The sequence below is a fragment of the Cellulomonas sp. genome (genome assembly GCF_965229465.1).
Taxonomy (GTDB): domain Bacteria; phylum Actinomycetota; class Actinomycetes; order Actinomycetales; family Cellulomonadaceae; genus Cellulomonas.
In genome coordinates, this window is sequence record NZ_OZ245882.1 from 584034 (window position 1) to 598185 (window position 14152).

General features: G+C 73.6%; 14 protein-coding genes. 10 read left to right on the top strand and 4 right to left on the bottom strand.

Going from position 1 to position 14152, the window contains the following annotated elements; all coding sequences use genetic code 11:
* Positions 1 to 17: 17 nt before the first annotated feature.
* On the top strand, positions 18 to 242 hold the full coding sequence (locus ACO06A_RS02680; RefSeq protein WP_421736003.1) for a DUF3107 domain-containing protein: 225 nt from the start codon (positions 18 to 20) through the stop codon (positions 240 to 242).
* A 55-nt stretch (positions 243 to 297) separates the two neighbouring features.
* Here the strand turns inward: ACO06A_RS02680 and ACO06A_RS02685 are convergent, their stop codons facing one another.
* Positions 298 to 1026: a ferritin-like fold-containing protein gene (locus tag ACO06A_RS02685; protein WP_421734546.1), complete on the bottom strand. Its 729-nt coding sequence runs from the start codon at positions 1024 to 1026 to the stop codon at positions 298 to 300.
* 334 nt (positions 1027 to 1360) lie between these two features.
* Here ACO06A_RS02685 and ACO06A_RS02690 point away from each other — a divergent pair, with 334 nt between their 5' ends.
* Together ACO06A_RS02690 and ACO06A_RS02695 are read left to right on the top strand one after the other, a co-directional pair.
* Positions 1361 to 3109, top strand: coding sequence for a DEAD/DEAH box helicase (locus tag ACO06A_RS02690; RefSeq protein WP_421736004.1), 1749 nt, complete (start codon positions 1361 to 1363; stop codon positions 3107 to 3109).
* Between the two features lie 125 nt (positions 3110 to 3234).
* Positions 3235 to 3729, top strand: a complete 495-nt coding sequence (locus tag ACO06A_RS02695) for a DUF4304 domain-containing protein (protein WP_421734547.1) — start codon at positions 3235 to 3237, stop codon at positions 3727 to 3729.
* Positions 3730 to 3735: 6 nt separating this feature from the next.
* On the opposite strand, the gene ACO06A_RS02700 is transcribed toward ACO06A_RS02695, so the two are convergent.
* Positions 3736 to 4359, bottom strand: a complete 624-nt coding sequence (locus ACO06A_RS02700; protein ID WP_421734548.1) for a MarC family protein — start codon at positions 4357 to 4359, stop codon at positions 3736 to 3738.
* Positions 4356 to 5198, bottom strand: coding sequence for a PHP domain-containing protein (locus ACO06A_RS02705; RefSeq protein ID WP_421734549.1), 843 nt, complete (start codon positions 5196 to 5198; stop codon positions 4356 to 4358). The genes ACO06A_RS02700 and ACO06A_RS02705 overlap by 4 nt, the downstream gene beginning before the upstream one ends.
* 38 nt (positions 5199 to 5236) lie before the next feature.
* On the opposite strand from ACO06A_RS02705, the gene ACO06A_RS02710 reads away from it, so the two are divergent.
* Complete coding sequence (locus ACO06A_RS02710; protein WP_421734550.1) at positions 5237 to 6763, top strand: aminopeptidase P family protein; 1527 nt, start codon at positions 5237 to 5239, stop codon at positions 6761 to 6763.
* A 195-nt stretch (positions 6764 to 6958) separates the two neighbouring features.
* Here the strand turns inward: ACO06A_RS02710 and ACO06A_RS02715 are convergent, their stop codons facing one another.
* Positions 6959 to 7681 (bottom strand): general stress protein, encoded by a 723-nt coding sequence (locus ACO06A_RS02715; RefSeq protein WP_421734551.1) that lies wholly within the window; start codon positions 7679 to 7681, stop codon positions 6959 to 6961.
* A 94-nt stretch (positions 7682 to 7775) separates the two neighbouring features.
* Between ACO06A_RS02715 and ACO06A_RS02720 the strand changes: the two genes are divergently transcribed.
* The 6 genes from ACO06A_RS02720 to galK all read left to right on the top strand — a co-directional run bounded on the left by ACO06A_RS02720 (position 7776) and on the right by galK (position 14007).
* A complete protein-coding gene (locus ACO06A_RS02720) occupies positions 7776 to 9083 on the top strand; it encodes a magnesium transporter MgtE N-terminal domain-containing protein (RefSeq protein WP_421734552.1) in 1308 nt (435 codons plus the stop codon).
* Positions 9076 to 9612 carry a DUF1003 domain-containing protein gene (locus tag ACO06A_RS02725; protein WP_421734553.1) on the top strand — a complete coding sequence of 179 codons (537 nt, stop codon included), beginning with the start codon at positions 9076 to 9078 and terminating at the stop codon, positions 9610 to 9612. Before ACO06A_RS02720 ends, ACO06A_RS02725 begins: the two co-directional genes overlap by 8 nt.
* A 26-nt stretch (positions 9613 to 9638) precedes the next feature.
* Positions 9639 to 10778, top strand: coding sequence for an Mrp/NBP35 family ATP-binding protein (locus tag ACO06A_RS02730; RefSeq protein ID WP_421734554.1), 1140 nt, complete (start codon positions 9639 to 9641; stop codon positions 10776 to 10778).
* A 75-nt stretch (positions 10779 to 10853) separates the two neighbouring features.
* Positions 10854 to 11639 (top strand): DeoR/GlpR family DNA-binding transcription regulator, encoded by a 786-nt coding sequence (locus tag ACO06A_RS02735; RefSeq protein WP_421734555.1) that lies wholly within the window; start codon positions 10854 to 10856, stop codon positions 11637 to 11639.
* Complete coding sequence (gene galT / locus ACO06A_RS02740; RefSeq protein ID WP_421734556.1) at positions 11636 to 12811, top strand: galactose-1-phosphate uridylyltransferase; 1176 nt, start codon at positions 11636 to 11638, stop codon at positions 12809 to 12811. The genes ACO06A_RS02735 and galT overlap by 4 nt, the downstream gene beginning before the upstream one ends.
* Positions 12808 to 14007 (top strand): galactokinase, encoded by a 1200-nt coding sequence (gene galK / locus ACO06A_RS02745; RefSeq protein ID WP_421734557.1) that lies wholly within the window; start codon positions 12808 to 12810, stop codon positions 14005 to 14007. The genes galT and galK overlap by 4 nt, the downstream gene beginning before the upstream one ends.
* The last annotated feature ends 145 nt before the right edge of the window (positions 14008 to 14152 follow it).

A 14152-nucleotide genomic window follows, 5' to 3' on the forward strand; every position in this document is an offset into this window, starting at 1 on the left:
ACGTGAAGGAGATGACGGTGGAGATCACCATCGGCGTGCAGAACCTGCCTCGGGAGATCAGCCTCGAGTCCGACCAGACGCCGGACGAGGTCGCTGCCGCCGTGGCCGCCGCACTGAGCGGCCGGCCGGCCCTCGAGCTGGTGGACGTCCGCGGACGCCGGGTCATCGTGCCGACGGCGAGCCTCGGCTACGTCGAGATCGGCTCGGAGACGAAGGGTCGCGTCGGCTTCGGCAACATCTGACCGACGTACACGAGAGCCCCGCCCGGATCCGTCCGGGCGGGGCTCTCGCGGTGCGTCAGGCGGTCAGGCCCAGGCGTGCCATCCGACGGGTGTGCTGGGCGGTGAGCTCACCGAAGAGCTTGGTCGGGGCGTTCGGCGGGGCGTCGGGCTGGCTCGCGGAGCCGAGCGCGACCAGGCGCACGAGCGCCGGGCGCTGCACCAGCAGCCGCTGCACCACGCCGAGCGCCTCGCCGACCAGTCGTCGGCCCCAGAGCGCGAGACGCGCGGTGAGCACGCCGTCCGCGGAGCCCGCGGCATCCAGCTCCGCGACGGCCAGCTCGGCGTGCGAGGCGTCGTCGAGCACCTCGAGCACCACCGCGCGGGAGCCGGCGTCCAGGCCCTCCGCGGCCAGCCGGCAGAAGTCGTCGGCCACGCCGTACCCGACGTAGGCCTTGAGCAGCCGCTCCCACCAGGAGCCGGGCGGGGTGCGGGCGTCGAAGTCGTCCAGCACCGCGTCGTACGCCCGGACGGCCGCCACGGGGTCGGCGCCGATCTCGGTGATCCGGGCCAGCACCCGGTCCCGTCGAGCGACCGCCGCGGCGGCGAACCGGCTGAGCTCGAGGCGCTGCTCGATCGTCGGCGCGAGGGCCGAGTCGGCCGCGAGGCGGGCGAACGCGACGTGCTCCAGCTGGGCGACCAGACCGAGCAGCTCCACGGCGTCCGCGTGCTCCAGGGACCCGGTCGGGGGGACGTCGCCCGCCGTCGAGTCGGTCTCGGCACCGGTGCCTGCGTGCGTCGTCGTCATCCGAGGATCGTAGCCCCGGCGGGGCGGCGACCGGCCGGCGGGAGGCGTCAGATAGACTGTGCAGGTAATTCGGTTGCCCGGTCGTCTCGGTTTCCCCATCTGTTCGACGATCACACCCATTCTCGCGCAGCCCCGGACCTCGTCCGGAAGACGCTCGCGAGTCGACTTGCACGATCGGCTGCCGGCCAACCCGCGTGGTGAACTCCGCTGTCGCCCGGGACGCTCCGACACCCGTCGGCCCCGGCAGCGCGCGGCACACCACCCTTCGCAGTGAAGAGTCCTCGTGACCACCACCGACGAGACGCCGGAGCAGGTCTCTGCTCTGGCCGAGCCCATGACCCGCCCCCTGAAGAACACCTGGTCCTCCGTGCAGGCGGTGGAGGCCTCGTTCGCGGACTTCGACGTCCGCCCGGAGATCGTCCAGGCGCTGGCCGACGCCGGCATCACGCACCCGTTCCCCATCCAGGCGATGACCCTGCCGGTCGCGCTGTCCGGCCACGACATCATCGGCCAGGCCAAGACCGGCACCGGCAAGACCCTCGGCTTCGGCGTCCCGCTGCTGCACCGCGTGGTCGCACCCGGCGAGGACGGCTACGACCAGATGCCCCACGCCGGCAAGCCGCAGGCGCTCGTCGTGGTCCCCACCCGTGAGCTGGCCGTCCAGGTGGCCGGCGACCTGGCCACCGCCAGCTCGCGCCGCAAGGTCCGCGTGCTCCAGGTCTACGGCGGCCGCGCGTACGAGCCACAGATCGCCGCGCTGAACACCGGCGTCGACGTGGTCGTCGGCACGCCCGGACGCATGATCGACCTGCTGAAGCAGAAGCACCTCGACCTCTCGCACGTGAAGGCCGTCGTGCTCGACGAGGCCGACGAGATGCTCGACCTGGGCTTCCTGCCCGACGTCGAGACGCTCCTGTCCGCCACCCCGGCAAGCCGCCACACGATGCTGTTCTCGGCCACGATGCCGGGCGCCGTCGTCGCGATGGCACGCCGCTACATGACGCAGCCGACGCACATCCGCGCGGCCGACCCGGACGACGACGGCCAGACGGTCAAGAACATCAAGCAGGTCGTCTACCGCGCGCACGCTCTGGACAAGGTCGAGATGCTCGCCCGCATCCTCCAGGCCCGTGGCCGCGGCCTGACCATCGTGTTCGCGCGCACCAAGCGGACGGCCGCCAAGGTGGCCGACGACCTGGTCGAGCGCGGCTTCGCCGCCGGTGCGCTGCACGGCGACCTGGGCCAGGGTGCCCGCGAGCAGGCGCTGCGCGCGTTCCGCCACGGCAAGGTCGACGTCCTGGTCGCCACCGACGTGGCCGCCCGCGGCATCGACGTCGAGGCCGTCACCCACGTCATCAACTACCAGTGCCCCGAGGACGAGAAGACCTACCTGCACCGCACCGGCCGCACCGGCCGCGCGGGAGCCAAGGGCACCGCGGTCACGTTCGTCGACTGGGACGACATCCCCCGCTGGGGCCTGATCGACAAGGCGCTGAACCTCGGCATCCCGGCGCCGATCGAGTCGTACTCCAGCTCGGCGCACGTGTACGAGGACCTCGACATCCCCGAGGGCACCAAGGGCCGCCTGCCCAAGTCGCAGCAGACCCGCGAGGGCCTGGGCGCCGAGGTGCTCGAGGACCTGGGCGAGACCGGCAAGCGTGGCGGCGGGCGCCCCGCGGGTGGCACGCACTCGGACCAGATCCGTGGCAACAGCCGCGGCGGAGACGCGCGTCGCGGCAGCGACCAGCGCTCCGGCGGGTCGGCGCCGCGCCGGAGCGAGGAGCCTCCCGCGCGCACGCACGCACCGGCGACCGAGCGCCCGGCCGACGAGACCGGCGAGGCCCGCGAGGGTGCCCGTCGTCGTCGCGGTGGCCGCGGTCGCGGTCGCGGCGAGGGTGGGACCGAGAACGTGACGGGCAACGCGACGTCACCGTCCGAGGCACCGTCGAACGGCCCGTCCGCCGAGCAGGGCACCGAGGGTGGGTCGACCGGTCGCAGCCGCAGCCGCAGCCGTCGTCGCACCCGCAGCGGCCAGGCGGCCGAGGGCGGCGGCGCCCCGCAGGCGTCGGCCACCGAGGCCTGAGCCTTCCTCACCGGACGGGTGCATGCTCCGCGGAGCACGCACCCGTCCGTCGTCCCGGCCGCTGAACGGGTGCATCGTCGCGTCCGACCACCCGGACACCCACGCGCGGCTGCCAAGGTGTGCGCATGAACGCGAAGGACGTGCGCCTGGAGATGATGCGGTCGACGGTGGTGCCCGGGCTGCGGACGCTCGGGTGGCGCGGCTCCGCGCCGCACTTCCACCTGCCCGTCGCGTCGGGCGACCTCGCGCTCCTGTCGTTCCAGACGACGATGCACACGTCGCCGACCGCCACCATGTTCACCTTCGAGATCGCCCACGTCACGCCCGAGCGTCTTGCCGAGCGGCGGGCGCAGGATCCCTCCGTCCCGGCCCGGCCGCCGGCCTGGTTCGGCCAGTGGGCGGGCGGCTGGTCGAGCCGCATCGGCGCCCTGCTGGACCCGGGTCTCGACCGGTGGTGGGTGCTGCGGCACCCCGAGGACGCCCCCGCGGTGGCCGCCGAGGTGCTGCTGCTCGTCCGGGACGTCGCGATGCCCCACCTGCTCGCGCGGTCGGCAGGCTCGCCCCCGCCCCCGCCGTACCCCCTCGACCCGATCCCGCTGGGAGACCTGGCGGACTGGTGAGGTCGGTCAGGCAGCCTTGATGAAGGCGGTCACCGCGTCGGCCACCAGCTGCACCGCGATGGCGGCCAGCAGCAGGCCGGCGATCCGGGTGACCAGGATGGTGCCGGACTCGCCCAGGATGCGGTGGATGACGTTGGCGAACCGCATCGCCAGGTAGAGCGCCACGTGCACGGCGACGACGCCGGCTGCGATGGCCACCCAGTCGGCCACGGTCTTGTCGGACTGCTGGACGAACACCATGGTGGCGACGATGGCGCCGGGGCCGGCCAGCAGCGGTGTGCCCAGCGGCACGAGCGCGACGTTGACCTTCCCGTTCCCCGACGGCTGCGGCTCCTCCATCTTCCCGGTCAGCAGCTCCATGGCGATGAGCAGCAGCAGCAGCCCGCCGGAGGCCTGGAGGGCGGGCAGCGTGATGTGCATGTAGTCGAGCAGCGACTGCCCGAACAGGGCGAACGCCACGATCACCCCGAGCGCCACGAGCACGGCCTGCCGGGCGGCGCGGTTGCGCTGCTGGCGGGTCATCGCGCCGGTGAGCCCCAGGAAGATCGGCACCACGCCGGGCGGGTCCATGATCACGAACAGCGTGATGAACACCGACGCGAACAGATAGGCGTCGAACACGTCACTCATGGTCTGATCACGCCCGTCGTCCCCTGCTCCTCGATCGCCGCGAGCACCTCGGGCGCGGTGAGATTCTCCCCCAGGCGGTTGGCCTTCCCGTCACCGTGGTAGTCGCTCGACCCCGTGACCAGCAGGCCGAGCCGGTCGGCGATGCCCCGCAGCCGCACCCGCTGCGCGGGCGAGTGGTCGCGGTGGTCCACCTCGATGCCTCCCAGGCCGGCGGCGGCGAGACGGTCGAACACGCGCTCGGGCACGATCCGGCCGCGGGCGTCCGCTCCGGGGTGCGCGAAGACGGGGACGCCGCCGGCGGCGCGGATGGCGCGCACGGCCGTGGGACCGTCGGGGGCGTAGTGCGGCACGTGGTACTTCCCGTCCGAGGCCAGCAGGTGCACGAACGCGGCGTCCCGGTCCGGCACGACGCCACGGGCCACGAGGGCGTCCGCGACGTGCGGGCGGCCCACGACGACGGCGTCGCGCGACTGCTCCAGCACGTCGTCCCAGGTGATCGGCACGTCGGCCGCGAGCAGCTCGACGATCTGCCGGGCGCGGTTCAGCCGGGCGTCCCGCGTCCGGTCCAGCTCGACGGCGAGCGCGGGATGCGTCGGGTCCTGGAGGTAGGACAGCAGGTGGATGGAGATGCCGCTGGACCGGGCGGACACCTCGGTCCCGCGCACCAGGGCGATGCCGTGCACGTGAGCCGCTCGCTCCGCCTCGGCCCAGCCCGCCGTCGTGTCGTGGTCCGTCAGGGCGACCACGTCGAGGCCGGCGGCCGCCGCGTCCGCCACCACCTGGGCCGGTGCACCGGTGCCGTCCGACGCCGTCGAGTGGGTGTGGAGGTCGATGCGCACGGGGTCACGGTAGTCGGGACGAGTGCGAGGATGACGCCATGAGTGAGGACCTGACGCCCGAGACCGCCCCCACCCAGCCGCTCGCCGACCGGGGCAGCAACCGGTCCCAGCGCCCGAGCTCCGCCGAGTTCGTGCGGTTCATCACCTCCGGCTGGGGTCCGCGTCCCGCGTCGACGGTCGCGCGCGGCGCCGCGGCCGACCACACCGCCGCCCGTCGGTCGGCGCTCTCGGCGCAGTTCCCCGGCGACCGGCTCGTCATCCCGGCCGGGACGCATCGGCCGCGCTCCAACGACACCGACTACCGGTTCCGGCCGCACTCCGCGTTCGCCCACCTCACGGGACTGGGGTCGGAGCAGGAGCCCGACGCCGTGCTGGTCCTGCACCCGGTCGAGGACGGCACGGGCGACGACGGCGGCGGCCACCGGGCCGTCCTGTACATGCGCCCGCTCGCCGGCCGGGACACCGAGGAGTTCTTCTCCGACTCGCGCTCCGGCGAGTTCTGGGTGGGCGCCCGCCCGACGCTGGAGGACCTGGAGACGCTCACCGGGGTCCGCACCGCGCATCTCGACGACCTGCGCGACGCCCTGGCCAAGGACGTCGGCGAGGACGGCGTGCAGGTGCGGGTGGTCCCCGAGGCCGACGAGGCGATCGAGGAGCTGGTCGAGCAGATCCGCGCGACGGAGGCCGCCGGGGAGCGCGACGAGCGGCTGGCCGAGGCCCTGTCCGAGCTGCGCCTGGTCAAGGACGCGCACGAGATCGAGCAGATGCGCCTGGCCGTCGACACGACGATCGAGGGCTTCGAGAAGATCGTCCGCGCACTGCCCGACGCGGTCGCGCACCGCCGCGGCGAGCGCGTCATCGAGGGCGCGTTCGTCGGCCACGCCCGCCAGGAGGGCAACGCGGTCGGCTACGAGACCATCGCCGCAGCGGGCGACCACGCGACGACGCTGCACTGGATCGACAACGACGGCCAGGTGACGCCCGGCGAGCTGGTGCTCGTCGACGCCGGTGTGGAGGTCGACTCCCTCTACACGGCGGACCTCACCCGGACCCTGCCTGTGGACGGCACGTTCACGGAGGTCCAGCGCCGGATCTACCAGGCGGTGCTCGACGCGGCGGACGCCGGCTTCGAGGCCGCGGTGCCCGGCGCCAGGTTCCGGGACGTGCACGAGGCGGCGATGCAGGTGATCGCCGCACGGCTCGAGGAGTGGGGCCTGCTGCCGGTGACGGCCGAGGAGGCGCTGCTGCCGGAGAACCAGCACCACCGCCGCTGGATGGTGCACGGCACCAGCCACCACCTCGGCCTCGACGTGCACGACTGCGCCGTCGCCCGCGCGGAGCTGTACCTCGACGGCGTCCTCGAGCCCGGCATGGTGTTCACCATCGAGCCCGGCCTGTACTTCAAGTCGGACGACCTGCTGGTGCCGCAGGAGTACCGGGGCATCGGCGTGCGGATCGAGGACGACGTGCTCATCACCGCCGACGGCAACGAGAACCTGTCCGCGGCGCTCCCCCGCGAGCCCGACGCGATCGAGGCGTGGATGGCAGGACTGCTCGGCCGCTGAGTGTCGATCGGGCTCGCCCATCGACGTCACCACCTGTGAGAGGGACATCCCCGACACAGGAGGCAGACATGGACGGCGCCCACCTCGCACTGCTGTTCTCGAAGGCGGCGACGCTCCGGGAGGCCCGCAGCGGCTTCCCGGACGCCCCGCAGGTCGACCCGGAACCGACCTTCCGCGAGCGCCGGGCCGCGCGGCTCAGGGCGCGTGCGGAGGCCCGCTCGGCGCGCTCGGCGTCCCGCTCGGCGGCACGGACGGCCCGGGCAGGTCGGACGGCGGTCCGCTCGGCGGAGCGGGTGGTCCGGGCGGCGCGACCGGCGGCACGGTCGGAGAGCCCCACGGGTCAGCGGGGGCCGCAGCCGGCGGGTACGCAGCCGACGGATCCGACGGGCTTGTGGTGGTGATCGGGGCGGCCGGCCGCGCGGGCCAGCCGGACTGCACGCCGCCGATCTCCCGCAGCAGCTCGCGGGCCTTGTGCGCCTGCTCCGCCCGGCACAGGACGGCGTAGGACGACGCGACGATCTGGCTGGTCGACGTGAAGTCCCGCTTCCCGCGGGAGAACGAGTACGTGAGGATCGCGAAGAGCAGCCCGAAGGCGCCGCCGATGAAGATCGCGGGCACCAGCGGGCTCTGCGCCCCTGGCGTGGTGAACAGGCTGAGCAGCAGGCCGACGAACAGGCCGAACCAGGCGCCGGACAGGAACCCGCCCAGGGCGACCCGCGGGTACGAGAGGCGCCCGGTCACGCGCTCGACCATCTTCAGGTCGGCGCCGACGATGGTCACCAGCTGCACGGGGAACGCCTTGTCGGCGAGGTGGTCCACCGCCTTCTGCGCCTCGAGGTAGGTGGCGTAGGACGCGACGGTCTCACCCTGCGGCGGCGTGGGGGTGCGCGGGGCACGAGCGTTACCGGAGAACGACATGCGGCGATCCTCCCCCAGCGCCGTACGGACCGCCAGGCCCGGTCCACCGGCGGGGCGACCGCCACGGGGCAGGCTCCGGTCTAGGCTGACCGACGTGAGCAGCGTCGGGACCAGGGTGTTCGTCGCGCGCCTTGCCGGGACCAACGTGTTCGACCCCCTCGGTGACCAGGTGGGACGGGTGCGCGACGTCGTCGTGCTGGTGCGCCCCAAGGGCATGCCCAGGGCGGTCGGGCTGGTCGTCGAGGTGGCGGCACGTCGACGCGTGTTCCTCCCGCTCACGCGCGTCACCTCGATCGACTCAGGGCAGGTCATCTCGACCGGCCTGGTGAACATGCGCCGGTTCGAGCAGCGCGCGTTCGAGACCCTCGCCGTGAGCGAGCTGCTGGACCGCACGGTCGAGTTCGTCGACGGGTCCGGCCCGGCCACCATCGAGGACGTCGCCATCGAGCTCCAGCGCAACGGCGACTGGGTGATCTCCAAGATCTTCGTCCGACGCCAGCCCGCGGGTGGCCGGGGCCTCCTGCGCCGCCGCGGCGAGACGCTGCTGGTGTCCGTCGACGAGGTCACCGGTCTGGGCCAGGCGAGCGCCGCGCAGGGCGCCGAGCTGCTGCTCGCGCAGTGGGAAGACCTCAAGCCGGCCGACCTGGCGGACGTCCTGCACGACCTCGGCCTCACCCGACGGCTCGAGGTGGCCAGCGCGCTGGACAACGAGCGGCTGGCCGACGTGCTGGAGGAGCTGCCCGAGGACGACCAGGTGGGCATCCTGCAGGGCCTGGCCCGCACGCGCGCCGCCGACGTGCTCGAGGCGATGCAGCCCGACGACGCCGCAGACCTGCTGGGCGAGCTGCCCGACGAGCAGGCCGCCGAGCTGCTCGAGCTCATGGAGCCCGACGAGGCCAAGGACGTCCGACGCCTGCTCGCCTACGAGGACAACACCGCCGGCGGTCTGATGACCACCGAGCCGGTGATCCTCGGCCCGGAGACCCCGATCGCCGCCGCGCTCGCCCACGTGCGCCGCCAGGACCTGACCCCGGCGCTGGCCTCCATGGTGTTCGTCGCGCGCCCGCCGCTGGAGACGCCCACGGGCCGGTTCATCGGCGTCGTGCACCTCCAACGGCTGCTGCGCGAGCCCCCGCACGAGGCCATCGGCTCGATCGTCGACACCGACATCGAGTCCATCCCTGTCGACGCCCCCCTGCTCGCGGTCACCCGCAACCTGGCCACCTACAACCTGCTCGCGCTGCCGGTCGTGGACTCCGAGAAGCGCCTGCTCGGCGTGGTGTCGGTGGACGACGTCCTCGACCACCTGCTGCCCGAGGACTGGCGCGAGACGGACGACGAGGGCAACTTCTCGAGCACGGGCGTGCTGGGCAGCCCGCGGCCGGGGGTGACCCGTGGCTGAGCGCCTCGACACCCCGCTGGAGACGCGGCGCCGGTTCATCCGCAAGCCGCAGCTGGACGAGGACGCGTCCGGCAAGATCTCGGAGAGCATCGCCCGGTTCCTGGGCACGCCGCGGTTCATCATCTACCTGACGCTGTTCTGCCTGGTCTGGATCGCCTGGAACGTGTGGGCGCCGGCGGACATGCGGTTCGACAAGGCGGTCAACGGGTTCACCGCGCTGACCCTCATGCTCTCCCTCCAGGCGTCGTACGCGGCCCCGCTGATCCTGCTCGCGCAGAACCGGCAGACCGACCGCGACCGCGTGCAGGCCGAGCAGGACCGGCAGCGGTCCGAGCGCAACCTGGCCGACACCGAGTTCCTGGCGCGCGAGATGGCGGCGCTGCGCATCGCCCTGTCCGAGGTGGCCACCCGCGACTTCGTCCGCTCCGAGCTGCGCAACCTGCTCGAGGACCTCACCGCGGAGCGCGACGCCGAGCCCGAGAAGCACCCGGAGCCGGCCGAGCGGGGACGGAAGGCCCCCCGGGGCTAGTCCGCGCGCCGCCTACGATGGGCGGCATGCCGGACCCCACCGACCCGCTGCTCGATGCCATCCGCGACGCGCTCTCCCGCGTGCTCGACCCGGAGATCAAGCGCCCCATCACCGAGCTCGGCATGGTGCGCTCCGTCGAGGTCGACGGGACGCGCGCGACCGTCGGCATCGACCTGACGACCCCGGGCTGCCCTCTGAAGGACACGCTCACCCGCGACGTCAGCGCCGCGGCGGCCACGGTCGAGGGTGTCGACGAGGTCGCGGTCGTCTTCGGCGTGATGTCCGCCGAGCAGCGGGCGGCGCTGCGGACGCTGCTGCGCGGCACGGACACCGAGCCGGTCATCCCGTTCGCGCAGCCGGGCTCGCTGACCAAGGTGTACGCGATCGCGTCGGGCAAGGGCGGTGTCGGCAAGTCGTCGGTGACGGCCAACCTCGCGGTCGCGATGGCGGCCGACGGGCTGAAGGTGGGCATCGTCGACGCCGACATCTACGGCTTCTCGATCCCCCGCATGCTCGGTGTCACGCGGCAGCCGACGCGCGTCGACGACATGCTCCTGCCGCCCGAGGCGTTCGGCGTCCTGGTGGTCTCGATCGGCATGTTCGTGCCGCCCGGTCAGCCGGTCGTGTGGCGCGGCCCGATGCTGCACCGCGCGCTCCAGCAGTTCCTCGCCGACGTGTTCTGGGGCGACCTCGACGTGCTCCTGCTCGACCTGCCGCCCGGCACCGGGGACATCGCGATCTCCGTCGCGCAGCTGCTGCCGAGCTCCGAGCTCGTCGTGGTCACCACCCCGCAGGTGGCCGCCGCCGAGGTGGCCGAGCGCGCCGGGTCCGTGGCCGTGCAGACCCGCCAGCACGTGGTCGGCGTGGTGGAGAACATGTCGTGGCTGGAGCAGCCCGACGGCTCGCGGCTGGAGATCTTCGGCTCCGGCGGCGGGCAGACCGTCGCGGACAACCTGACCCGGATCACCGGCGGGGACGTCCCGCTGCTCGGCCAGGTGCCGCTCGACGTCCGGCTGCGCGAGGCCGGCGACGACGGGACTCCCGTGGTGCTGAGCGCCCCGGACTCGCCCGCCGCGCAGGCGTTGCGCGAGGTCGCCCGCTCGCTGGCCGCCCGCCGCCGGGGCCTCGCGGGCCGCTCGCTGGGCCTCACGCCGGCGGGCCGCTGACACCGATCGCGGCGTCGGTGCCTCGTGAGGGGCGGGCGTGTTGAAGTTTGTTTGTTTCAGTGCGATGCTGTTCGAGTGCTCGCCTCCCAGCGCCAGGAACGGATCCTCGCCGCCGTGCGCTCCGAGGGCGCCGCGCGCGTGGCCGACCTGGTGGAGAGCCTCGACGTCTCGGACATGACCGTCCGGCGCGACATCGCCGAGCTGGCCCGGGCCGGCCTGGTCCGGCGGGTGCACGGCGGAGCGGTCGCCCCCGACGCGCCCGGACGGCCCACCGACGAGCCGGGCTTCGACGCCAAACGCTCCTGGGCCGGCGTCGAGAAGGCGGCGATCGCCCGCGCGGCGCTGGCGACTATCGAGCCCGGGCAGGCCATCGCGCTCTCTGCGGGCACCACCACGTTCCTGCTCGCCGAGCTGCTCGCCGGCGCGGGCATCGGTCCGCTCACGGTGGTGACGAACGGGCTGCGCATCGCGGACGCCCTGTACGGGGTCGGCGGCATCGAGGTGATCCTCACCGGCGGGGTGCGCACCCCGTCGGACGCGCTCGTCGGGCCCGTCGCCGACGCCACGCTGGCCGGCCTGCGCGTCGACCGCACCTATCTCGGGGTGCACGGGCTGGACGCCCAGGGCCTGACCACCCCCAACCTCGCGGAGGCCGCCACCGACCGCGCACTGATGGCCTGCGCGGCGGCGACCACCGTGCTCGCCGACCACACGAAGTGGGGGGTGGTGGGCCTGGCCCGCATCGCCCCGCTCGACGACGTCGACACCCTGCTGACCGACGACGCCCTGCCCGCCGACGCCCGACGACACCTGACCGAGACCGCCCTGGTCACGGTCGACACCTCTGGAGCCACCCCGTGACCGTCCGCCTGACCACCACCACGCTCGCCGACGGCCGCGAGCTGCTCTACTTCGACGACACCGAGCCGTACGTGTCCGGTGCGGCCACCCGCACGCTCGAGGACGCACGTCCCCTCGTCGACCGGTTCGCCCCCGTCCCCGGCGCCGACGGCGTCCCGCAGCCGGTCACCGGCCCGGAGCTGCGCCGCGACCCCCTCACGGGCGAGTGGATCCCGATGGCCGCCCAGCGGATGAACCGCACGTTCCTGCCGCCCGCGGACGCCAACCCGCTGGCCCCCGCCAAGCCCGGCGCGGTCTACCAGGACGGTGAGATCCCGGCGGAGGACTACGACGTCGTGGTGTTCGAGAACCGGTTCCCGTCGCTGCTCGCCGTGCCGGGCATCCCCGACGTCCCCGTGCAGCGCGACGGTGAGCCCCTCTGGACGGTCCGCCCGGCCGCCGGTCGGTGCGAGGTCATCTGCTTCTCGTCGGACTCCACCGCGTCGCTGAGCACGGTGACGCCGCGCCGGATGCGCACGATCGTCGAGGCCTGGGCGCAGCGGACCGAGGCCCTGCACGCGCTGCCCGGCATCGAGCAGGTGTTCGTGTTCGAGAACCGCGGCAAGGAGATCGGCGTCACGCTGCACCACCCGCACGGGCAGATCTACGCGTTCCCGTACCTCACCCCGAAGACGACCGCGATGCTCGCTCAGGCCCGCGCACACCGGGAGCGGACCGGCCGCCTGCTGGGCCGCGACGTGCTGGACGCCGAGCTGGCGCACGGCGAGCGGATCGTGCTGGAGTCGGAGCACTGGGTGGCGTACGTGCCGTTCGCGGCACGCTGGCCCGTCGAGGTGCACCTGGCCCCGCGGCGCGACGTGCCCGACCTGCCGGCCCTGACCGACGCGGAGCGCGAGGACCTGTCCACCGTCTACCTGTCGCTGCTGCAGCGGCTGGACCGGTTCTTCGTCGGCCCGGACGGCGAGGCGATCCCGCTGCCGTACATCTCCGGCTGGCACCAGGCCCCGGTGCGCGAGGGTCGCGAGGACTCACGTCTGCACCTCCAGCTGTTCTCGGTGCTGCGCGCGCCCGGCAAGCTCAAGTACCTGGCCGGCGTCGAGTCCGGCATGGGCGCCTGGATCAGCGACACCACCCCCGAGCGCATCGCGACCCGTCTGCAGGAGCTGGCATGACCCCCGAGTGGCTCGAAGCCTGGACCCCCGCCGAGGGCGCCGACCGCGCCGCCGCCCTGTTCCGCACCCGGTTCGAGGCGGAGCCTGACGGCACCTGGTCCGCGCCCGGTCGCGTGAACCTGATCGGCGAGCACACCGACTACAACGGCGGCCTCTGCCTGCCGATCGCGCTCCCCCACCGCACCTACGTGGCGCTGCGGCGACGCGACGACGACACCGTGCGGCTCGTGTCCGCGCAGGAGCCCGCCGGTCTCCGGACGATCGAGCTCGCCGACGTCGCACCCGGGACCGTCGACGGCTGGGCGGGCTACGTCGTCGGTGTCGCGTGGGCGCTCCGGCAGGCCGGCCACGCGGTCTCCGGGTTCGACGTCGCGGTCGACTCGTGCGTGCCATACGGCGCCGGGCTCTCGTCGTCAGCCGCCCTCGAGGCGTCGGTCGCGGTCGCGCTCGACGCGGCGTTCGCGCTCGACCTGGCGGGGTCCGACGACGGACGCGCGACGCTGGCCACGCTCTGCGTGCGCGCCGAGAACGAGATCGCCGGGGCGCCCACGGGCGGGATGGACCAGGCAGCCGCCCTGCGCGCCCGGGCGGGGAACGCCCTGCTCCTCGACTGCCTCGACGGCTCCGTCCGGCACGTCCAGTTCGACCTCTCCGCGCAGGGACTGGCGCTCCTGGTGGTGGACACCCGCGCCGAGCACGCCCTGGTGGACGGCCAGTACGCGGCACGCCGGGCCTCGTGCGAGGCGGCGGCTCGGCGACTCGGCGTCGGCACGCTGCGCGAGATCTCCGACGATCCCCGCGGCCTGGAGTGGGCGCTGGACAAGCTCGACGACGACGTGCAGGTGCGCCGCGTCCGGCACGTGGTGAACGAGATCGACCGCGTCACGTGGTTCGTCGCGCTGCTCGACGCCGGCGAGGTCGGGCTGGTCGGGACGCTGATGAACCAGTCGCACGCCTCGCTGCGCGACGACTACGAGGTGTCCTGCCGGGAGCTGGACCTCGTCGTCGACACCGCTCGGGCCGCGGGCGCCACGGGTGCGCGGATGACCGGCGGTGGGTTCGGCGGGTCGGCGATCGCGCTGGTCGGCGCGGACCAGGTGGACCGGGTGGCGCAGGCCGTCGCGGACGCGTTCGCGGCCGAGGGTCTGCGGGCGCCGGCGTTCCTTCTCGCGACCGCGTCGGGTCCGGCGTCCTGACCTGACGACCGGCGGACGGGTGTCGTCGTCCGCGCGGCCTTGACCTCTAGTACGCATCGCGCAGTAGTGTCTGCCCCGCAGTATCAGGAACACATCATCCTCGGGACGGATCCTCCCGGCGCCGCGAGGTCGATACGTTCCGGTC